Origin of the sequence: Sphingobium sufflavum (assembly GCF_021403115.1) — a bacterium.
GTDB lineage: Bacteria > Pseudomonadota > Alphaproteobacteria > Sphingomonadales > Sphingomonadaceae > Sphingobium > Sphingobium sufflavum.
Genome location: NZ_JAJSSH010000007.1, coordinates 144,472 through 163,645 on the forward strand (window position 1 = coordinate 144,472; position 19,174 = coordinate 163,645).

Annotated in this window: 22 protein-coding genes and 1 tRNA gene; 11 read left to right on the top strand and 12 right to left on the bottom strand. The window is 67.7% G+C overall.

Annotated features, from left to right (window positions below):
• Window positions 1-305: 305 nt before the first annotated feature.
• The 6 genes from LWE61_RS11945 to LWE61_RS11970 all read right to left on the bottom strand — a co-directional run bounded on the left by LWE61_RS11945 (window position 306) and on the right by LWE61_RS11970 (window position 3,770).
• Window positions 306-382 (bottom strand) — tRNA-Arg (locus LWE61_RS11945).
• A 70-nt stretch (window positions 383-452) separates the two neighbouring features.
• Window positions 453-1,010 carry a DUF1178 family protein gene (locus tag LWE61_RS11950; RefSeq protein ID WP_234150294.1) on the bottom strand — a complete coding sequence of 186 codons (558 nt, stop codon included), beginning with the start codon at window positions 1,008-1,010 and terminating at the stop codon, window positions 453-455.
• Window positions 1,007-1,834 carry a carbon-nitrogen hydrolase family protein gene (locus LWE61_RS11955; protein WP_234150295.1) on the bottom strand — a complete coding sequence of 276 codons (828 nt, stop codon included), beginning with the start codon at window positions 1,832-1,834 and terminating at the stop codon, window positions 1,007-1,009. Before LWE61_RS11955 ends, LWE61_RS11950 begins: the two co-directional genes overlap by 4 nt.
• 8 nt (window positions 1,835-1,842) lie before the next feature.
• Window positions 1,843-2,097, bottom strand: a complete 255-nt coding sequence (gene grxC / locus LWE61_RS11960) for a glutaredoxin 3 (protein ID WP_234150296.1) — start codon at window positions 2,095-2,097, stop codon at window positions 1,843-1,845.
• A 57-nt stretch (window positions 2,098-2,154) separates the two neighbouring features.
• Window positions 2,155-2,916: a ComF family protein gene (locus tag LWE61_RS11965; RefSeq protein ID WP_234150297.1), complete on the bottom strand. Its 762-nt coding sequence runs from the start codon at window positions 2,914-2,916 to the stop codon at window positions 2,155-2,157.
• 41 nt (window positions 2,917-2,957) lie between these two features.
• Entirely contained in the window at window positions 2,958-3,770 is an 813-nt protein-coding gene (locus tag LWE61_RS11970) for a hypothetical protein (RefSeq protein WP_234150298.1), read from the bottom strand.
• Window positions 3,771-3,842: 72 nt separating this feature from the next.
• Between LWE61_RS11970 and LWE61_RS11975 the strand changes: the two genes are divergently transcribed.
• A complete protein-coding gene (locus LWE61_RS11975) occupies window positions 3,843-4,697 on the top strand; it encodes a methyltransferase domain-containing protein (RefSeq protein WP_234150299.1) in 855 nt (284 codons plus the stop codon).
• Window positions 4,698-4,842: 145 nt separating this feature from the next.
• Here LWE61_RS11975 and LWE61_RS11980 read toward each other — a convergent pair whose 3' ends face one another.
• Entirely contained in the window at window positions 4,843-5,256 is a 414-nt protein-coding gene (locus LWE61_RS11980; protein WP_234150300.1) for a (deoxy)nucleoside triphosphate pyrophosphohydrolase, read from the bottom strand.
• Between the two features lie 88 nt (window positions 5,257-5,344).
• Between LWE61_RS11980 and LWE61_RS11985 the strand changes: the two genes are divergently transcribed.
• Both LWE61_RS11985 and LWE61_RS11990 read left to right on the top strand, forming a co-directional pair.
• Entirely contained in the window at window positions 5,345-5,494 is a 150-nt protein-coding gene (locus tag LWE61_RS11985; RefSeq protein ID WP_234150301.1) for a Flp family type IVb pilin, read from the top strand.
• A gap of 124 nt (window positions 5,495-5,618) precedes the next feature.
• Entirely contained in the window at window positions 5,619-5,789 is a 171-nt protein-coding gene (locus tag LWE61_RS11990) for a Flp family type IVb pilin (RefSeq protein WP_234150302.1), read from the top strand.
• A gap of 124 nt (window positions 5,790-5,913) precedes the next feature.
• On the opposite strand, the gene LWE61_RS11995 is transcribed toward LWE61_RS11990, so the two are convergent.
• From LWE61_RS11995 to LWE61_RS12005, 3 genes are all read right to left on the bottom strand, one after another.
• Window positions 5,914-7,374: a M48 family metalloprotease gene (locus tag LWE61_RS11995; RefSeq protein WP_234150395.1), complete on the bottom strand. Its 1,461-nt coding sequence runs from the start codon at window positions 7,372-7,374 to the stop codon at window positions 5,914-5,916.
• 211 nt (window positions 7,375-7,585) lie between these two features.
• Window positions 7,586-8,692, bottom strand: a complete 1,107-nt coding sequence (gene aroB / locus LWE61_RS12000) for a 3-dehydroquinate synthase (RefSeq protein ID WP_234150303.1) — start codon at window positions 8,690-8,692, stop codon at window positions 7,586-7,588.
• Entirely contained in the window at window positions 8,683-9,255 is a 573-nt protein-coding gene (locus LWE61_RS12005; protein WP_234150304.1) for a shikimate kinase, read from the bottom strand. Before LWE61_RS12005 ends, aroB begins: the two co-directional genes overlap by 10 nt.
• A gap of 87 nt (window positions 9,256-9,342) precedes the next feature.
• On the opposite strand from LWE61_RS12005, the gene LWE61_RS12010 reads away from it, so the two are divergent.
• The 8 genes from LWE61_RS12010 to LWE61_RS12045 all read left to right on the top strand — a co-directional run bounded on the left by LWE61_RS12010 (window position 9,343) and on the right by LWE61_RS12045 (window position 16,870).
• On the top strand, window positions 9,343-9,528 hold the full coding sequence (locus tag LWE61_RS12010; RefSeq protein ID WP_234150305.1) for a hypothetical protein: 186 nt from the start codon (window positions 9,343-9,345) through the stop codon (window positions 9,526-9,528).
• A 29-nt stretch (window positions 9,529-9,557) separates the two neighbouring features.
• Window positions 9,558-11,396: a hypothetical protein gene (locus tag LWE61_RS12015; RefSeq protein WP_407696229.1), complete on the top strand. Its 1,839-nt coding sequence runs from the start codon at window positions 9,558-9,560 to the stop codon at window positions 11,394-11,396.
• 78 nt (window positions 11,397-11,474) lie between these two features.
• Entirely contained in the window at window positions 11,475-12,383 is a 909-nt protein-coding gene (locus LWE61_RS12020) for a tyrosine recombinase (protein WP_234150307.1), read from the top strand.
• Window positions 12,384-12,414: 31 nt separating this feature from the next.
• Window positions 12,415-13,359 (top strand): acetyl-CoA carboxylase carboxyltransferase subunit alpha, encoded by a 945-nt coding sequence (locus LWE61_RS12025; RefSeq protein ID WP_234150308.1) that lies wholly within the window; start codon window positions 12,415-12,417, stop codon window positions 13,357-13,359.
• 305 nt (window positions 13,360-13,664) lie between these two features.
• Window positions 13,665-13,910 carry a hypothetical protein gene (locus tag LWE61_RS12030; protein WP_234150309.1) on the top strand — a complete coding sequence of 82 codons (246 nt, stop codon included), beginning with the start codon at window positions 13,665-13,667 and terminating at the stop codon, window positions 13,908-13,910.
• Window positions 13,911-13,916: 6 nt separating this feature from the next.
• On the top strand, window positions 13,917-14,408 hold the full coding sequence (locus LWE61_RS12035; protein WP_234150310.1) for a GAF domain-containing protein: 492 nt from the start codon (window positions 13,917-13,919) through the stop codon (window positions 14,406-14,408).
• Between the two features lie 221 nt (window positions 14,409-14,629).
• Window positions 14,630-15,838: an RcnB family protein gene (locus tag LWE61_RS12040; protein ID WP_234150311.1), complete on the top strand. Its 1,209-nt coding sequence runs from the start codon at window positions 14,630-14,632 to the stop codon at window positions 15,836-15,838.
• Between the two features lie 366 nt (window positions 15,839-16,204).
• On the top strand, window positions 16,205-16,870 hold the full coding sequence (locus tag LWE61_RS12045; RefSeq protein WP_234150312.1) for an SDR family oxidoreductase: 666 nt from the start codon (window positions 16,205-16,207) through the stop codon (window positions 16,868-16,870).
• 22 nt (window positions 16,871-16,892) lie between these two features.
• On the opposite strand, the gene LWE61_RS12050 is transcribed toward LWE61_RS12045, so the two are convergent.
• Together LWE61_RS12050 and LWE61_RS12055 are read right to left on the bottom strand one after the other, a co-directional pair.
• Entirely contained in the window at window positions 16,893-17,711 is an 819-nt protein-coding gene (locus LWE61_RS12050; protein WP_234150313.1) for an arginyltransferase, read from the bottom strand.
• 195 nt (window positions 17,712-17,906) lie between these two features.
• Complete coding sequence (locus LWE61_RS12055; protein WP_234150314.1) at window positions 17,907-19,157, bottom strand: threonine ammonia-lyase; 1,251 nt, start codon at window positions 19,155-19,157, stop codon at window positions 17,907-17,909.
• Between the last annotated feature and the right edge of the window lie 17 nt (window positions 19,158-19,174).

Sequence of the window (19,174 nt, forward strand, 5' to 3'; positions counted from 1 at the left end):
GGCCTGCAGACTGGTCACAGCAAGAGAAGATGCTGTTGGGACTGTAAGCTCCGCCTTCCTGACAACTCTTATGAAGCCCTCCTTCTGGAGGGCTTTCCTGTTCCAGCATGTGTGAGCGGCGAAATGGAGTGCAGTCAGGGAATTTGCGTCCTGAGGCCGGGCCGCACAAATGCCCACTAGAGTTGAACTCCCCCCGTCTCTGCTCTGCATGACGTGACGTGAGGCAGGCAAAAGCGCGCGGAAGCGCGCCGTTTTTGGCCTAAGCCCGAAGTCGGCCGTATCATAGGTCAGAATAGTGAGATGAGTGGTGCACCCAACTGGATTCGAACCAGTGGCCCCCAGATTAGGAATCTGATGCTCTATCCTGCTGAGCTATGGGTGCGCCAAATTCTTCCTAGGCACGGGCGGCCGCCCGGTCAACGTGGCAGCAGCCCCCTCGCACGGACAAAGCGTCAGTTGCGGTCCGTCGGCGGGACCACGGGTATCGGCAGGGGCGCGACGGCGATCCCCTCCTCCAGCAAGGCCCTCGCTTCCTCGACATTGGTGGTGCCATGGATATTGCCCTTGGGCGTCTCGCCATAATGCATCGCCCGCGCCTTGTCGGCAAAGGCATCGCCGACCCAGGCGGATTTTTCGAGCAATTGCGCCTGCACCTGCGCCAGAGTCTCGATCACCGCCTGCAATTTGGCGGCCTCCTCCGCGCCCATCGCCGCCACCGCCCGGCCCGCCTGTGGCTGGGCAGAAGACTGCGCCGCAACCGGGACCATGGCGTTGGGCGACGGATCGACCCGCTCGTCCCGTTGATGACCCCCGGCCCGCTGACTATCCCCGTCCCGCTGATTACTCTTGGCCGCCACGGCGGGCGCCATCACGGCCTTTTCCACGCGGGGATCATGGCAGATCGGGCAGGACACCAGCCCCCGGCCCTGCTGCGCCTCATAGTCGCGCGACGAACCGAACCACGCCTCGAACACATGGCCATGGGAGCATTTAAGGTCGAAGACTATCATAACAGTGTCACATCGGGGTTGGGCCGGCGATGGTCAAGCGCGGGGATGCGCGCCCGTACCGCCGTGACACGGCCAAGGTCGAGGTCAACGATGCCCAGTCCCGCCTCCTGCCCCATGTCCAGCACCACCTCGCCCCATGGATCGACGACGAGGCTGTGGCCATAGGTCTGGCGACCGTCCGCATGATGGCCGGTCTGGGCGGCGGCGATCACGAAGCAACCCGCCTCGATCGCCCGCGCCCGCAGCAGGACATGCCAGTGCGCCTCCCCCGTCGGCACGGTGAAGGCCGCCGGGATCGCCAGGATCACCGCGCCCGCATCGCTCAGCGTGCGATACAGGTCGGGGAACCGCAGGTCGTAACAGATGGACAGGCCGATGGCGGCCCATGGCGACCCCGCCAGCACCGCGCCCTCCCCCGGCACATAACTGTTCGATTCGCGCCAGCTTTCGCCCGTCGGCAGGTCGACGTCGAACAGGTGCATCTTGTCATAGCGCGCGCGGATTTCGCCGCAGTCGTCGATCAGATAGGCCCGGTTGCGCGCCTTGGCCGGGACGGCGGGATCGCGCACCGCCAGCGACCCGATGGCGACCCACAGGCCCAGTTCCGCCGCCGCCGCCCGCACCCCGGCCAGCACCGGGTCCAGTTCCTCCGCCACCACCCGTTCCGCCGCCCGCGCGCGGTCCCGGTCGAGATAGCCGGACATTTCGGGCGTAAAGAGCATGTCCGCCCCCTGCCCCTTCGCATCCCGCATGGCCTGCACGATGGTGGCCAGGTTCGCGGCCGGGTCGATGCCCGTCGTCATCTGGAGAAGGGCGGCGCGCATGGCGGGCGTCAGGCCAGCAGGGGGTCGAGAGCGCCGCGCCGGTCCAGCGCCTGCAAATCGTCGCAGCCACCGACATGCTGGTCGTCGATGAAAATCTGGGGCACCGTCGTGCGCCCATTCGACCGGCTCAGCATCTCCTGCCGCTTTGGCCCGCCGGCGCTGATGTCATATTCCTGATACGCCACGCCCTTGCTCTCCAGCAACGCCTTGGCGCGCGAGCAGAAGCCGCAATATGCCTTTGTATAAAGTTCGACCTTCGCCACGCGGCGCATCTCCTGCCAGGAACCGGATGTCCGATCTCGTGATGCGGATGCCGCTTGTCAATCCGCCAGCGATGCGGGCTGTTCTTCTTCCGCGTCCAGCACCCGCGCCCAGCACAGGAAATCGACCCGCGCCGCTCCGCCCTGCCGCAGCATCCGGGCGCAGGATGCGGCGGTCGCGCCCGTCGTCTGAATGTCGTCGATCAGGACGACATGCCGCCCGCGCACCCTCTCCACCCCCATGGGCGACAGGGCAAAGGCGCCCTGCACCAGACGCCGACGCCGCGCCGCGCTCATCCGGCGCAGCGGCGGCGTGCGGCGGGTTCGGACCAGCCCGTCGACCAGCGCCTCCCCGCCCGCCTCCCGCGCCAGCGCCCGCGCGATCAGCGCCGCCTGGTTGAACCCGCGCGACCAGAGCCGCCAGCGATGGAGCGGCACCGGGACCAGCAACACCTGCGCCATGTCCATCCCCGCCAGATGCCGCGCCATATGCCGCGCGATCAGCCGTGCATGGCCCGTGCGCCGACCATATTTGAAGCGCAGCACGACCGTCCGCGCCACCTCCCCATAGGCCATCACCGCCCGCGCCCGGTCAAAGGGCGACGGCGTGGCATGGCACGCCCCGCACAACGCCCCCTCACCCATGTCATAGGCAAAGGGCAGCCCGCACGCCGCGCAGCACGGATCGCCGAGGAAATGGATCGACCGCCAGCAGGGCGTGCAAAAACTGTCCTGCGCGGCCACGATATCGAGGCAGTTCGGGCAGCGCGGCGGCAGGGCAAAGTCGAGGATGGCGGTGCCGATCTGGCGAAGGGCTTGCATGCCGTCCTGTCTCACTTTTTGTTGGGCCGGGTGGATTGCGGTCAGTCGGTTTTCGGACTTGCTGGCCATGGCAGCCGCCGCGTCAGCGGGCCGTTCGCATCTATGATCTGGCAGGCCATCGTCACCGCTCCATTGACAGTCTCTTGCAATGCTTTCTCTAATCGAGGCCGTTCACGGCCATACTCAGCACTCATTCTGTTCCGTAATATTCGTGTGCAAAAAGGCGAGGCGAGACTGCCCTCGATGCAGCCGTTGAGCGCACCAAAGGAGATCGGAAACAGCCTGTGGATTGCATTTAGCTCGAACGACAGAAGGATTTCATCTCTTGTCATCCACATCGAACGTCCGATGGCGCTACTAACCTGCGGCTCGCCATGGTTTTTCTGCACCATCTGTGCCGCAGATTCTCTGCGAGACAGTTCGTCAAAGCAATCCTTGTCGTGATGTGCGTCAGGGGCGGGCCAAACGGGGATAAGCATGTGCCCTGTATGCGGTATCCAGCTTGGTCTAAATTGCTCGACAACCCTCAACAGGCGCCAGTCGGGTCGTTGATGGCCATGATCGCCAGACTGATAGTAGCCCTGGAAAAGCCCAACGATCGGCCACAGAACAGTCGCCGCCAATAGAGCGCCTAATCCAACGGCGCGCCATTTAGCTCGTCGGGACATCACACCTCCATCCAGTTCTTTCAATAGGAATGCAGGCATGGCGGCTAACAGGCAATGGCTGGGGGTGACAAACGACAATGATATGGTCGCTTTTCCTCTCAGAATCGTCACTAACTCCCTTTGCAACCCCCACATTTCGGCAAATTGGTGAATTGCCACGGATCGCGACGTGGAGAATGGCACCACCCCGCCCCTCCCCACGCATTTCCCGCATCGCCGCTCTTGTCCCTGCGCGCGACCGGGGGCACAAGGCGCGGCATGACCATCCCCGCCATCTTCGACAAGGCCCTGCGCGCCCGGCGGCGGGACAGGGCCGCATCCGGCTTTGACGCCCACGCCTTTCTCTATGCGGCTGCGGCGGAGGAGATGCTGGACCGGCTGGCCGATGTCAGCCGCCCCTTCACCGACGCGCTGGTCATCGGCGCGCCCACCGCCCTGTTGCCGGACGCCCTGCGCGCGCGCGGCCTGACCGTGCAGGTCGGCGATCCCGGCGCGCTGTTCGCGGCGACGCGCGGCGGCGCGGTGGTGGACGAGGATGCGCCCCTGCCGTTCGCCCCGGCCAGCGCCGACCTGATCCTGTGCTGCGGCATGCTGGACAGCGTGAACGACGTGCCGGGCTTTCTGGTGCAGTTGCGCGCGATCCTGAAGCCGGACGGATTGCTGCTCCTCGCCTTCGTCGGCGCGGGGTCGCTGGGGCTGTTGCGCGGCGCGCTGCTCGCGGCGGACGGGGATCGCCCGGCCCAGCGCATCCATCCGCAGATCGACGTGCGCAGCGCGGGCGACCTGTTGTCGCGCGCGGGCTTTGCCATGCCGGTCGCGGACGTGCAGTCGCTGCGCGTGGGCTATGACGGGTTGCTCGGCCTGATGGCGGACCTGCGCGGCATGGGCGGGGCGCAATGCCTGCTTTCCCGCCCGCCCGCCCTGACCCGCGGCGGCCTGATGCGCGCCATCGCGCATTTCGCGGGCCAGGCCGACCCCGACGGCCGGGTGCGCGAGCGATTCGAGATCGTGCATATGAGCGGCTGGTGCCCCGACCCCTCCCAGCCCGCCCCCGCACGGCGCGGATCGGCGACCGTCTCGCTGGCGGAGGCGCTGAAGCCCAAACCGGACTGAACCGCTCCGACGCGACAGTCTCCCAGGAGCAGGCTCCGGTCCGACCGCATCCGCGCGGCGGTGTCTGGCCTTCTTGATGTACGGCGTTTTCCGGGTGGGCGGACGCCCCCCTCCGCTTCGCAGACGCCCCGACGGCACCCCGCCCCTACAGCAGGCTGTCCAGCAGGCCGATCAGCGGCAGGTCGGCGGGCGGCATCGGCAGGGCGAACATCTCCGCCGGATATTTCCAGCACAGCGCCCCGCCCTCCAGCGGTTGCGGCAGGCCGCGCCATTTGCGGCAGACATAGAGCAGCAGCAGCAGGTGCCGGCCATTGTCCAGCGTCGCGCTGGCAAAGGTGGCGGGCGCGAGACAGGCCGTCTCCGTGTCCACGCCCAGTTCCTCCTTCAACTCGCGCACCAGCGCGGCTTCCGGCAATTCACCCGGCTCGATCTTGCCGCCCGGAAACTCCCACAGGCCCGCCAGCGTCTTTCCCTCCGGCCGCTGTTGCAGCAGGACACGGCCGTCCGCATCGACCAGAGCGGCCGCGACTACCAGCAGGGACGGGACAAATTCCGGCATGTCGAAGCCTTTTATTAAGGACGCATGCCTATCATGGCGCCGCCCGTGGATCGCTTGGGGACCGCCCGTGTACCGACTGCTCAGATCATTGAAAAGAGACGCCAGGGGCGCGACGGCGGTCGAATATGGCCTGATCGTCGCCCTGATCGTTCTGGCCATCATCGTGGCGATCAATCAGGTCGCGACGAAGACGAACGGTATGTGGAACAACATATCGAACAAGGTTATCAACAGTTAACCCTGATTTTTTTACAGAAAAGATCCGCGCATTAGGATTTTGGAAACCGCAACAGCTTTACACATCGTCTGGCTCGATACCCATGGCCGGGTTAAGGTTTTCGCCGCTGATTAGGAGATTATACATGAACACCATTCGCAAGTTCTTCAAGAACAACAAGGGCGCCACCGCGATCGAATATGGTCTGATCGCCGCCCTCATCGCCGTCGCCGCCATCACCGCGATGTCGAACCTCGGCACGAAGCTTGAGAAGACCTTCAACAAGGTCGGCAACGGTCTGAACAACGCTCAGTAAGAGCGTTGGACTGCCGGTCATCCGGCAGCAGGAAATCGGGGCGGCGGGAGCGATCCTGCCGCCCTTTTCCGTATGCGGCCGGGCGGCGATCCCCCGACCAGTCGCTTAATACCCGACCAGCCGCTCAATAGGTGACGATCTTCACCCGCTGTCCGGGCCGCACCGCCGCATTGCCGGGCAGGGCGTTGAGGACGCGAAACCGCTCCACCGGATAATCGGCATAGGCCATGCGTCCGGCCAGCGACCCGACCGTATCGCCCGGCCTGACCGTGACCAGCCGCACCCGGCGCGCCTTCACCTTGTCCGCTTCCGCCTGCGTCATCCGCGCCATTGACTGCACCATGGTCGAAAACGGCCCGATGCCGCTGCCCGCCGGGGTCATCACGAGGAAATGATAGGCGCTCGACCGGCTGAATTCATAGGCAAAGACCGTCACATCCAGCGCCGTGCCGTTCGATCCGGTCGCGCGCACCGTTGCAAAGGCGGCGGGCAGGCCGTTGACCGTCGTGCGCTGCACCTGCGGCGGGGTGAAGCCGCCCTCCCCCGCCAGCTTGCGGAACGCCGCACCGACATAGGTGGAGAGGTCGCCGCCATAGCCGCCACCGGTGAACTGCGCCTGCCCCTGCGACCCGCTGACGGTCACCGCCTCCGTGCTATTCTCCATGGCAAAGCCCTGCGGCACGGTGAATTTCAGGCGGAAGGCGGGGTGCAGGAAGCGATTGCCGTCCACCACGCCTTCGCGCGGGTCGTCACCATAGAGCATACCGTCGATGGCGGTCAGGAAAGCGTCGGCGTTGCGCAGCGTAGCGGTCGATCCCGTCGCGCGGGCGTTGTCCAGCGCGCGCGTCACGCGGGAGGCCGGATCGGGATGGGTGCTCGCCCAGGCCGGAACGCTCGACTGCGTGCCCTTCACCCGCGCATCCAGCGCATTTTGCGCCGCCAGGCTGGCCAGCGTGTCGGACAGCGCGCGCGGATCATACCCCGCCTTGGCGAGGTAGCGGATGCCCAGGTCGTCCGCCTCATATTCCTGCGCGCGGGAAAAGCGCAGGGTCAGCAACTGGCTGCCCGTGCCGATCCCTTTTTGCAGCAGGCCGCCCAGCGCCCCGTCGCCCGCCACCGCGCCGACCAGAACCTGCCCCAGCACGCCGAGGATGCTGTTGCGCTGCGCCGCGTCCTGTCGCCGCTTGCCATGCTGGGCGGCGACATGGCCGACCTCATGCCCCAGCACGCCCGCCAGTTCCGCCTCGTTGTTCATCAGCGCGGTCAACTGGCGCGTGACATAGATATAGCCGCCGGGGATGGCGAAGGCGTTGTTGACGCTGCTGTTGAGCAGGCTGACGGTGAAGTCGCTCTGGCTGCCCGACAGGCTGGACTGCACCGCGATGCGGCGGCCGACGCTGGTGACATAGGCGGCCTGCGGTCCCGCATAGAGACCGCCGAACTCCGCGAGCAATTGCGGGTGCGCCTTCGCCCCTTCCTGCCGTTCCTGCGGGGAGATGCTCGACACGGTGCGGATTTCGCGCTGCTGGCTGGACGCCTGCCGGCTGGTGCCCGCCGCGACGGCCGCGATGGCGATGCCCGACATGATGAATGGCGACAGTTTCACGGCACCCTCCCTTTTATTGCGTCCCGAATTTATTGCGTCCCGAATTTATTGCGTCCCGAACGGCCAGACCTTCTCTCCCGACCGAACGCGCCATCCGCTGGCCTCTCGGACGGCCAAACGGGCGGAACCCGTCATGGTTGCGGCGCGCCAAAAGCCGCCCCGCCAAAACCGGACCGGCCCGACCTGTCCTTTATCCCGCCTGATCCGCGTCGAGGAAATGCTCGACCTCCGCCAGTTCCACCGTCTTGTCGAGATAGGTCTGCCCGATCCCCCGCGCCAGCAGGAAGGGCAGGGTTCCGCCCGTGCGCTTCTTGTCGTGCAGCATATGGGCGACCAGCGTAGCGCCGCTGGCGGTGATGCCCGCGCTGGCCAGGTCATAAGGCAGGCCGACGTTGCGCAGATGCGCCGTGACCCGCGCCGCATCCTCCACGGAGCATAGCCCGCGCACCGCCGAATAGCGGAAGGCCAGCGCCATGCCTGCCGCCACGCCCTCGCCATGCAGCAGCAGGGAGGAGAATCCCGTCTCCGCCTCCAGCGCATGGCCAAAGGTGTGGCCGAGGTTGAGCAGCGCGCGGCGGCCGCTCGTCTCGCGCTCATCCTCACCCACGATGGCCGCCTTGGCCGCCACGCTCGCGCCGATGGCATAGGCGCGCGCGTCGCTGTCCCCCTCCAGCAGGCGGTGGCCCAGAGTCTCGCACCATAGGAAAAATTCGGGATCGCCGATCAGGCCATATTTCACCACCTCCGCATAGCCCGCCCGCACCTCGCGCGGGTCCAGCGTGTCGAGGACGGTGGGGTCGATCAGCACCAGCGCGGGCTGGTGGAAGGAACCGACCATATTCTTGCCCGCGCGCGCGTTGATCGCGGTCTTGCCGCCGACGCTGGAGTCGACCTGCGACAGGAGGGTGGTGGGAATCTGGATGAAATGGCACCCGCGCTTCAGGATGGACGCGGCAAAGCCGACCAGATCGCCGATCACGCCGCCACCCAGCGCGATGATATGGTCGCCCCGCTCCACCTCGCGCAGCAACAACTGGTCGAGCAGATGCTCCAGATGGCTCCAGCTCTTCGTGCTCTCACCCGCGGGCAGCACGATGGCCTCCGCGCCGATGCCCGCCTTGTCCAGCGCGGCCTTCAGCCGGGGCCATTGCGCCTGTGCCACCGTTTCGTCGGTGATGACGGTGAAGGGGCGGCCCGTGGCGAACCGGCCCAGATGCGCCGCCGCCCGGTCGAGGATGCCATCCTCGATCACCACGTCATAGCTGCGGTCGCCCAGTCCAACGGTAATCACGCGCATGCGTCCAGAGCCTCCAATATGCGGTCCACGGTCGCCTCATGCGGGGTCGCATTGCTGACCACATGGACCGGCGCCATGGCATAGAAGGGATTGCGGACCGCCGCCAGTTCGGTCAGCACGGTGCGCGGGTCTTTGCCTTTCAGCAGGGGGCGGCCATCCTTGCGGCCCACCCGGTCCACCAATATGTCGATGTCGGCGTCCAGCCAGATGGCGGTGGCCCGTTCCAGGATCAGCGCCCGCGTCTCGTCCTGCGCAAAGGCGCCGCCGCCGGTCGCGATCACCTTGGGCGCGCCCTCGATCAGGCGGGCGATCACGCGCCGCTCGCCATCCCGAAAGGCCGCCTCGCCATAACGGTCGAACATTTCCTGGATGGTCATGTCGGCGGCGGCCACCACCGCATCGTCCGCATCGACGAAGGGCAGGCCCAGCCGGTGCGCCAACCGGCGTCCCACGGTCGATTTGCCGACGCCCATCATGCCGACGAGCACCAGCGAACCGGATCGCGTGCCGGCGGGTTCCGGGGCGGGTGTTTCGGCGCTTCCGTTTTTGCGGTTTCGTTGCATGGTGCGCGCGGCTATACAGCCAGCCGCGCCAGAGGCAAATTACGGATTTGAACAGCACAGGAGCCGCGCCTTCACGGGCCACCCATCATGAAGATTCGCAACAATAACAGTTTCGGTGGCCCTGCCCGCCGCCGCCGCAATCCGCTCCTCCTGCCTGTCATCATCCTCATCGTCCTGTTCGTGGCCCTGATCGGCTGGCTCTGGTCGCGGGGCGGCGAACAGGCGCAGGTGCGCGTCGAAAAAGCCATTCCGGCGGAACGTCTGGGCCGTTGATGCGCCGGGGGGATGCCGCCTTGCTCGGTGTGTCGGGCGCGCTGCTGCTGGCGGTCGCGATTCCCGTCGTCGCGCAGGGCGGGCCTGAATCCCTGCTGCCCCCCGGTTTCGGCGACCCGGAGCCGAGCACGCCCGCGGCGTCGCAACCCGGCCCCTCGTCATCATCGTCGTCGGGCGCTTCCGGCTCCGGCGGTTCCGGCCCATCCTCGTCCGCGACCAACCTGGTGCCGCCCACCGCGCTCGCCCTGCCCTCCACCGGCGACCTCGCCAATATGGCGGAGGCGGAGGAGAAAGACCCGGCGGTCTATGACCTGCCGCCCACCGCGCGCCGCTCGCTCGATCAGGTCGGACCGCTCACCGTCGAATCCGGCGGCGTCTCGCCGGGCGCCTATGGCGCGGTGCGGGGGGAATTTCTCACCCATGTGATGCGCGCCTCCCGCGCGCCCTTCGTCTCGCGCTGGGCGTCGATCACCCTGCGCCGCGTGCTGCTGTCGGGCACCGCCACGCCATCGGATGTCAACGGCGCCGATCTGGCGGCGGAACGCGCCTCGCTCCTCCTGCGCATGGGGGAGGCGGACGCCGCCCGCCTGCTGGTGCAGAGCGTAGACGCCGCCAACTTCACGCCCCGCCTCTATGCCGTGGCGATGGACACCTATCTGGCGACCGCCGACCCGGCCGGTTTCTGCCCCCTCGCCCCCGAAGCGGCGGTCCGCACCGACGACCCCCGCTGGCCGATGGCGCAGGCGATCTGCGCCTCCTTCTCCGGCGATCAGGGCACGGCGTCCTCGCTGCTCAATCAGGCGCAGCGGCGCGGGCGGCTGCGCGGCATCGACTATCGCCTTGCGGAAAAGGCGGTGGGCAGCGGTCCCAACAGCCGCCGTTCGGTCAAGATCGAATGGGATGGCGTCGACCGGCTGGACAACTGGCGCTTCGGCCTTGCCACCGCGACCAATGTGGAGATTCCCGCCCCCCTCTATCCGGGCGCGACCAGCGGCTTTGGCGACGCGCTGCGGGCGTGGGAGGCGCGCGCGCCCGCCCTGTCGCTCACCCGCCGCCTTGCCGGCGTGACCACGGCGGCGCGTCTGGGCGTCTTTTCCGGCGATACGCTGGTCGGCTATTATGCGCGTCTGGGCGATCCGACCGACGACCAGCAACCGCCCGCCAGCCTCTATGAGAGTTTCCGCCTGTCCTATGCGGGCGAGACGGTGGGCGAGCGGATCAAGGGTATGCGGACCTTCTGGACCATGGTCCCCGCCGATGGCGCGGCTTTAGGTCCGGGCGGCGTCAGCTTCGCCGCGCTGCCGGTGCTGTCCCGCGCCGCCGCCGCGCTGCCGCCCAGTGCGGAGGCGGGGACGGACACCCCCTGGCTGCTCGCCGCCATGTTCACCGGCGGCTATGACCGCAACGCCGCCCGCTGGGTCCGCGCCGTCGACGCGATGGAGGGCGAAGGCCGGGAACGGGCCTGGGCGCTGCTCGCCGTGGGCCTGCCGGACACCTCTGCCGGGGTCGGGCGCGACCGGATCGACGCCTTTGTCGAAGCGGATGCGAGCGAGGACAAGGTCGCCAGCCATATGCTCGTCGCCGCGCTGATGGGATTGGGCCGGTTGCAGGGGGATGCCGCCTCCGCGCTGCTCACCGACCTCGACATGCAGGTCGCCAGCCGCTCGCGCTGGGCACAGGCCATCGCGCTCGCCGCGCAGCACCGGCAAAAGGCGACCGTCGCCCTGCTCGCCGCCGTGGGGATGCAGGCGCGCGGATGGGCGCAATTGCCACCGGAGCATCTCTTCGCCATCCTGTCCGCCATGCGGCAGGTGGGGCTGGAGGCGGAAGCGCGCATGATCGCGGCCGAAGCGATCACCCGCCTGTGACGCCCTGCTCCATGCCTCCCTACCCCGGCCCCATGCTCCTCCTGCCTGTGCCACTCAGCCTGTGACCCCCGGCGGAGCATGACGGCCGCCACCATCGCCATCGACCGTTTCCTCGCCATGCTGGCGGCGGAGCGGGGCGTGGCGCGCAACACGCTCCTCGCCTATCGCCGCGATCTGGAGGATGCGCTCGGCCACATCCCGGACCTCGCCGCCGCGGAGCCGGACGACCTGCGCACCCTCGCCGTCCACTGGGCCGATCTGGCGGCCTCCAGCGTGGCGCGCAAGGCGTCGGCGCTGCGCGGTTTCTACGCCTTTCTGGTGACGGAGGGGCTGCGCGCCGACAATCCCTCGTCCGGCCTGCCCCGGCCGACACTGCGCCGCCCGCTGCCCAGGACGATCTCCCATGGCGGCATCGACAGCCTGTTCGCGGTCATCGCGGATCGGCTCGCCAGCCCTACCGCGACGCGGCAGGATCTGCGCCTGTCTGCGCTGATCGAGCTGCTCTATGGCTCCGGCCTGCGCGCCACCGAACTGGTGTCGCTGCCCCGCGCCGCGCTGCGCGGCGACCAGCCTTTCCTGATTCTCAAGGGCAAGGGCGGCCGCGAACGGCTCGTCCCCATTTCCGACCGCGCCCGTGCGGCGGTGGCGTTGTGGCGCGCCTATGTGCCGGACGACAACCCGTGGCTCTTCCCGTCGGGCAAGAGCCATCTCAGCCGCATCCGCCTCTACCAGATCGTGCGCGACCTTGCGGCGGCGGCGGGCATGGACCCGACGACGATCAGCCCGCACGTCCTGCGCCACGCCTTTGCCACCCATCTGCTGGAAGGCGGTGCGGACCTGCGCGCGCTGCAATCCATGCTGGGCCATGCGGACATTGCGACGACGCAGATCTACACCCATGTCGATGCCGCCCGGCTGGTCGCGCTGGTCAATGCCCGGCACCCGCTCGGCGAAGCCATCGCCGCCCGGACTCCACCCACGCGTTGACCTGAAGCCTCGCGGCAATTAACGCGGGCCGATGATCAGTTTCCTCGACTTTGAAAAGCCCATCGCCGCCGTGCAGGCAAAGATCGCCGAATTGCGCGAAACCGCGCAGGACGGCGCGATCGACATCGACAGCGAAATCGTCAAGCTGGAGCAACGCTCCGACAAGATGCTCGCCGACCTTTATGCCAAACTCACGCCTTGGCAAAAGACGCAGGTCGCCCGGCATCCCGACCGCCCGCATTTCAAACATTATGTGGCCGGCCTGTTCGACGAATTCATTCCCCTCGCGGGCGACCGCGCGTTCGGCGACGATCAGGCGATCCTGGGCGGCTTCGCGCGCCTCAATGGCCAGCGCGTCCTCGTCATCGGGCATGAGAAGGGCAACGACACCGCCAGCCGCCTCAAGCACAACTTCGGCATGGGCAAGCCGGAGGGCTATCGCAAGGCGATCCGCCTGATGCAGCTGGCCGACCGTTTCGGCCTGCCGGTCATCACGCTGGTCGACACCTCCGGCGCCTTTCCCGGCGTGCAGGCGGAGGAGCGTGGTCAGGCGGAAGCCATCGCCCGCTCGACCGAGCAATGCCTCGCCCTCGGCGTGCCGATGATCGCGGCGGTGGTGGGTGAAGGCGGTTCCGGCGGCGCCATCGCGCTGGCCGCGGGCAACCGGGTCATCATGTTCGAACACGCCATTTATTCGGTGATCTCACCGGAAGGCTGCGCGTCCATCCTGTGGCGCACCGCCGAAAAGGCCGCCGATGCCGCGACCGCGATGCAGGTGACGGCGCAGAGCCTGCGCGATCTGGGCGTGATCGACCGGATCGTGGCGGAACCGATGGGCGGCGCGCACCGCCACCCGGCCTCCGCCATCGGCGCGCTGAAGGATGCGCTGATCGCCGAACTGGCCGATCTGGGCAAACTCAACCCGGACGAACTGCGCCGCCAGCGCGCGGATAAATTCCTGACCATGGGGAATTGAGCGGCGGACGACGGGGCGGCGCGCAAAGGCGCCGCTAATCTCCCCGCAGGCGCTACCAAGAGGTCCGTTCGTCCTGAGCCTGTCGCCCCGAAGAGCCGGCGAAGCCCAACGGCTGCACGTCGTCGCCCGCCACCGTGCCCGTGAAGAGCCGCCTCTCGACAGGCACGCGAAGGGCCCCGCGCGAGGAGGGCAAACCGGCGGCACAAGGGCCGCACCACCCTACCCCCCCCCCGGCCCGCTGCCCGCCATTTACGACCGCCCTTCCCTCGCCTAGCATGTCCAACCGGGAAACGAGGGACAGGGCCATGGACCACACAGACGCCGACACCGATCGCACCACCCGCCTGTGGGAGGGGATGGCCCGCATGTTGTGCGACATCGCCGGGTCCGACCCGGATTTCCGCATGTGGGACGGCCAGCCCCTGTGGAAATGGCGCATGCATGGCCGCGATGCGCAGGCGCGCATCCGCGCCGCCATCGACGCGCTGACCCTCGACAGGCCCGATGTGGAGGCGCAGGTCGGCACGGACAGCCACCGCTGGGCCTCCTGATCCGCCATGTTCACCCTCACCGCGCCCGCTGACCCGACCGACAAGCCGCGCCTCTACGCCGACCTCCTCACCGCCGCCCGCGCGCTGGTGGCGGGGGAGAGCGACGGCATCGCCAACATGGCCAATGTCGCCGCGCTGCTGTGGCACAGCCTGCCCGGCCTCAACTGGGCGGGCTTCTATCGGCTGGCGGGCGACACGCTGGTCCTCGGCCCGTTCCAGGGCAAGCCCGCCTGTCTCCGCATCCCGCTGGGCCGGGGGGTGTGCGGCACGGCGGCGCAGCGGCGCGCGACGATCCGGGTCGAGGATGTCCACGCCTTTCCCGGCCATATCGCCTGCGACGCCGCCTCCGCGTCCGAAATCGTCGTGCCGGTCATGGCCCATGGCGCGCTGGTCGGCGTGCTCGATCTCGACAGCCCGCTGCCCGCCCGCTTCGACGCGCAGGACGAGGCGGGGCTGGTCGCGCTGATCGCCGCAATCGGGGATGCGCTGGCGGGATAGCCAATCCTCCGCACGCGCCAGATCACGCCCCGGAACGCCCCCGCAAAAGCCCGCAAATCCCGCCGGTAAAACAGTGTAAAACTGCCCCAAACCGGCACAGCGCTCAACCACGCGCAATGGCTAACGCCATAGTTCGCCCCGGCCGCCGATGCTAAACGGGGACTTAACGGATGGCCCTGTGCCATCCATTCTTGTCGATGCGGAATTTCGGGAGCGTACACATGCGGAAGCTGGTTCTGGCAGGTCTGATGGCGGGTCTGGGCGGTATCGCCGCGCCCGCCGTTCAGGCGGAGAATATGGGCAACCTCGCGGTCGCGACCAGTGTCATGAACCGGGGCGCGACGCAGGTCGTGACCGGTCGTCCCGGTGCACCGATCAACGGGGCGGGCAACGCCGGGGCATGGCACGGCGCATGGGGTCCGCGCGTCAACGGGCGCTGGTCGGCGGGCTGGAACGCGCCCGGCGGCTGGAACAGCTATCGCCGCCCTGCGACCGGCTTCACCCTGCCCAGCTACTGGATCAACCCTTCCTATTATATCGCGGACTATCGCGGTTATGGCCTGCCCGCACCGGCCTATGGCTATGGCTGGTCGCGCTATTATGACGATGCGGTGCTGACCGATCGCTATGGCCGCGTGTCCGATGTCCGCTACGGCTATGACTGGGACCGCTTCGGCGGTTATGACGACGGCGCCTATGCCGATGGCTATGACGATCGTGGTTACGACGACCGGGGCTATGACGACCGTTACGACGAGAACCGCCGTCGCGGCAACAATGGCGTGGCGGGCGCGGTCGTCGGCGGCGTGGTCGGCGGCATCGCGGGCAATGTGATCGCGGGCAAGGGCAACCGCCTGCCCGGCACCATCCTCGGCGCGGGCGTCGGTGCCATCGCCGGTGCGGCCATCGGCAACGCCTCCGGCCGCAACCGGGACGAGGCGCGCTACGCCCCCGCCCGCCCGGTCGCACCCCGCTATGACGGTCGTGGCCGGGGCGTGCCGCGCGGCGGCGAGCCTTACGCCTATGGCGCCGGCGCACCCGGCCCGGACGGTCGCCCCGCCAGCTACGACGGCCAGTGGGTCGGCACCTGGTATGGCGAGGATGGCCGCAGCTACAGCGGCACCTATGACGGTCGTTTCGACGGGCAGGCGCGCGGTGGCTATGCGCAGGCAGCGCCCCTCCCCGCCTATCGCCCCGCGCCCCTGCCGCCGCAGGGCTATGGCTACAGCTATGATTCGTCGGCCTACAGCGCGGCCTATGGCGCCAGCGGCTACAGCTATGAAACGGTCGACTATGCCGCCCCGATCGTGACGACCACCGTCACGACGGAGGAAACCACCTACGCCACCGTCCGCAAGGCCGTGCGCAAACCCGTCGTCCGCAAGGCCCGGCCAAAGCCCCGCCTGGTCTGCTGCCCCTGCGGCTGCTGAACCCGGCGGACAGGCGGACGATGTGAAGGCCCGGATGCGCAAGCGTCCGGGCCTTTGCCGTGGCGGCTCCCGGCGTGCCGCCCACGGCCTGCTGCTTCGCTGCGCCGCCTCCATGCCTCTCCAGAGTATGATGATTTTTCCCTGAATCGTGATTGTGAGCGCAGCGAGCCAAAGGCGGGCGAAGCCCAACCAATCCATGGGGCGCCGCAGGGGATTGCTTCGCTGCGCTCACAATGACGAGGTGGGTCGATGTCTAACCCGCCCCCCACTTCGCCTCTCGCCATCCCTCGCCCTTGCCCTTGCCCTTGCCCCGCACCACCCCAATCCCTATTACTTCTCTGGAATTTTCCACGAAAGGCGGATGGCATGGCGACGGTCGTAATCACGGGGGCCAATCGGGGCATCGGGCGGGAACTGGCGCAGCTCTATGCCGCGGCGGGCCATGACCTGCTGCTGGGCGTGCGGCAGCCGGACGGCGCGCCCACCCTGCCCGGTGAGATCCTGCCGCTGGACGTGGCGGACGATGGCTCGGTCACCGCCTTTGCCGATGCGCTGCGCGACCGCACCGTCGATATCCTCATCAACAATGCGGGCGTGATCGGTCCCGACCGCCAGTCCACCCTCGACACGGATTTCGCGGGCTTCCTGCACACGCTCAACGTCAACACGCTCGGCCCGCTGCGCGTGACGCAGGCGCTGCTCCCCGCCCTGCGCCGGGCGGGCGGCGCAAAGGTCGCCATCATCAGCAGCTTCATGGGATCGCTGAGCTACGCCAGTTCCGACCGCATCGCCTATCGCGCGTCAAAGGCGGCGGTGAACAAGGTGGCGCAGGGCCTCGCCACCGACCTGTCGCGCGAGGGGATCGCCGTCGCCTCCGTCCATCCCGGCTGGGTCCGCACCGAAATGGGCGGCCCCGCGGCGGACATAGCGCCGCAGGAGAGCGCGGCGGGCATAAAGGCCGTCATCGACCGCCTCTCCCTCGCCACCTCCGGCCAATTCCACAATTATGACGGCGCCATTCTCGACTGGTGAGGCACCAGCCGCCGACGCTCCCCTATTTCAGGAGAACGCTGTCGCCCACCCGGCCCGTGGGCACGTTCAGCATCGGCGCACCTGCCCCTTCGACCGCGACGTCCGCCGGGTCGAACGCCACCCAGCCGTCCCGGCTCAGCCGTTCCAGCGGCTTGTAGCGTATCTTGTACGCCATGCGCTGCGACCCCTCGACCCAATAGCCGAGATAGACATAAGGCAGCTTTTCCTCCGCCGCGCGGCGGACATGGTCGAGGATGATAAAGCTGCCCAGCCCCTGCCGATCCTCCAGCGCGGGATCGTAGAAGCTGTAGATCATCGACAGGCCATCGCCCTGCCGGTCGGTCAGGCAGGCGCCGATCAGGCGGCCCTGCTCGCCCGGAACCTCCGACCGCAACCGATATTCGATCACGACGGTATCGACGGGCGTCTGCTCCACCATGTCGGCATAATCGACATCGTCCATCTCCGTCATGCCGCCGCCGGGGTGGCGGACGGAGAGATATTTCTGGAGCAGTTCGAACTGTTCGGGCGTGGACCAGGGCTTGCACGCGCTGGTGATGAGGTCTTCGTTGCGGCGCATCAGGCGGCGCTGCGTCGCATTGGGCTTGAACGCGCCCGCCACGATTCGCACCGACACACAGGCCGAACAGTCGGAACAACTGGGCCGGTAAGCCACATTCTGGCTGCGGCGAAAACCGATGCGGCCCAGCGCATCGTTCAGCTCACCCGCATGCTGCCCGGTCAGTTCCGTGAAGACCTTGCGCTCCGTCCGCCCCGGCAGATAGGGGCAGGGGCTGGCGTTGGTCATGAAAAAGCGCGGGAAGCGGAAGGCGGCGCTCACAGTTTCTCCATCTGGCCGGCTCTGGCCCCTGAATCACCTGGCACTATATGCGGGCGCGGCAACCCGGTGGAAAGAGAGTTTACCACGGCCTAACCCAACCTCAAGCCCAAAGCTGATGCAAATCAGGCCAATGGCTATCCATTGGTCGTATGCTGGCCCTTGGTCCTATCCCGGGCCTTGGTCCTGTGAAGGCGCTCAAGCCGCCTCCACCGGTGCGACATCGAACCCCGCCTCGCGCAGCGCCAGCACCAGCCGCTCCAGATGCCCCGCGTCGCGCGTCTCGCACTCCACGTCCAGCGTCAGCCCCTTGGCGGGCAGGCTGGTGAAGATGCGCTGGTGCGACAGTTCCAGGATGTTGACGCTCTGCTCGTGAAAGATGCGGCTGACATGGAACAGCGTGCCGGGCCGGTCCTGCAACCGGATGCGCAGCCGCGCCAGACGCCCCGACCGCGCCAGGTCGCGCAGCAGGACGTTCGCCAGCAGCCGCGTGTCGATATTGCCGCCGCACAGGATCAGGCCGACCTTGCGCCCGACGAACATTTGCCGGTGCGACAGCATCGCGGCCAGCCCGGCCGCGCCCGCGCCCTCGACCACCGTCTTTTCGATCTGGAGCAGCAGGCTGACCGCCTGTTCCAGCGCCCGTTCGTCGACCAGCACGATGTCGTCGACATTCGCCTCGACAAAACGGCGGGTCAGCGCTCCCGGCTCCTTGACCGCGATGCCCTCGGCCAGCGTGTCGCCGTCGCAGGGCAGGTTCACCCCCTTGATATGGTCGTACATGGACGGATAGAGCGCGGCCTGCACGCCGACGATCAGCATCTCCGGCCGCAGCGCGCGCGCCGCCGTGGAGATGCCGGAGATCAGCCCGCCACCGCCGACCGGCACGACCAGCGTGTCGATGTCGGGCGCATCCTCCAGCATTTCCAGCGCCACCGTGCCCTGCCCGGCGATGATGTCCGGCTCGTCGAACGGATGGACGAAGGTCAGGCCCTGCTGCTGCTCCAGCGCGCGGGCATGGCCATAGGCGTCCTCGAACTTTTCGCCATGCAGCACCACGGTCGCGCCATGGCCTTCGGTCTGCATCACCTTCACCGTCGGGGTCGGCACCGGCATCACGATGGTGACGGGCACGCCCAGCCGCGCGCCATGATAGGCCAGCCCCTGCGCATGATTGCCCGCCGACGCCGCGATGACGCCGCGCGCCTTCTGCTCCTCGGTCAGGATCAGCAGCCGGTTGAGCGCGCCCCGTTCCTTATAGGCGGCGGTGAATTGCAGATTCTCGAACTTCAGCCACACCTCCGCACCGGTCAGTTGCGACAATGTCTTGCTGTGCAGCGTGGGCGTGCGAACGATCGACGGGGCGATGCGCGCATGGGCATCCACGACATCGTCGAGCGTTACGGGAAGTTGCTGTCGCAAGGCGGCGATATTTTGGCTGTTCAACATGATGTTCTCGCCCCTAT

Excerpts from the sequence above, each read along its gene's own strand:
- LWE61_RS11950 (WP_234150294.1), bottom strand. The coding sequence starts at position 1,010 with ATGATAGTCTTCGACCTTAAATGCTCCCATGGCCATGTGTTCGAGGCG.
- LWE61_RS11955 (WP_234150295.1), bottom strand. The coding sequence starts at position 1,834 with ATGCGCGCCGCCCTTCTCCAGATGACGACGGGCATCGACCCGGCCGCG.
- LWE61_RS11965 (WP_234150297.1), bottom strand. The coding sequence starts at position 2,916 with ATGCAAGCCCTTCGCCAGATCGGCACCGCCATCCTCGACTTTGCCCTG.
- LWE61_RS11975 (WP_234150299.1), top strand. The coding sequence starts at position 3,843 with ATGACCATCCCCGCCATCTTCGACAAGGCCCTGCGCGCCCGGCGGCGG.
- LWE61_RS11980 (WP_234150300.1), bottom strand. The coding sequence starts at position 5,256 with ATGCCGGAATTTGTCCCGTCCCTGCTGGTAGTCGCGGCCGCTCTGGTC.
- LWE61_RS11990 (WP_234150302.1), top strand. The coding sequence starts at position 5,619 with ATGAACACCATTCGCAAGTTCTTCAAGAACAACAAGGGCGCCACCGCG.
- LWE61_RS11995 (WP_234150395.1), bottom strand. The coding sequence starts at position 7,374 with ATGTCGGGCATCGCCATCGCGGCCGTCGCGGCGGGCACCAGCCGGCAG.
- aroB (WP_234150303.1), bottom strand. The coding sequence starts at position 8,692 with ATGCGCGTGATTACCGTTGGACTGGGCGACCGCAGCTATGACGTGGTG.
- LWE61_RS12005 (WP_234150304.1), bottom strand. The coding sequence starts at position 9,255 with ATGCAACGAAACCGCAAAAACGGAAGCGCCGAAACACCCGCCCCGGAA.
- LWE61_RS12010 (WP_234150305.1), top strand. The coding sequence starts at position 9,343 with ATGAAGATTCGCAACAATAACAGTTTCGGTGGCCCTGCCCGCCGCCGC.
- LWE61_RS12020 (WP_234150307.1), top strand. The coding sequence starts at position 11,475 with ATGACGGCCGCCACCATCGCCATCGACCGTTTCCTCGCCATGCTGGCG.
- LWE61_RS12025 (WP_234150308.1), top strand. The coding sequence starts at position 12,415 with ATGATCAGTTTCCTCGACTTTGAAAAGCCCATCGCCGCCGTGCAGGCA.
- LWE61_RS12030 (WP_234150309.1), top strand. The coding sequence starts at position 13,665 with ATGGACCACACAGACGCCGACACCGATCGCACCACCCGCCTGTGGGAG.
- LWE61_RS12035 (WP_234150310.1), top strand. The coding sequence starts at position 13,917 with ATGTTCACCCTCACCGCGCCCGCTGACCCGACCGACAAGCCGCGCCTC.
- LWE61_RS12040 (WP_234150311.1), top strand. The coding sequence starts at position 14,630 with ATGCGGAAGCTGGTTCTGGCAGGTCTGATGGCGGGTCTGGGCGGTATC.
- LWE61_RS12045 (WP_234150312.1), top strand. The coding sequence starts at position 16,205 with ATGGCGACGGTCGTAATCACGGGGGCCAATCGGGGCATCGGGCGGGAA.
- LWE61_RS12055 (WP_234150314.1), bottom strand. The coding sequence starts at position 19,157 with ATGTTGAACAGCCAAAATATCGCCGCCTTGCGACAGCAACTTCCCGTA.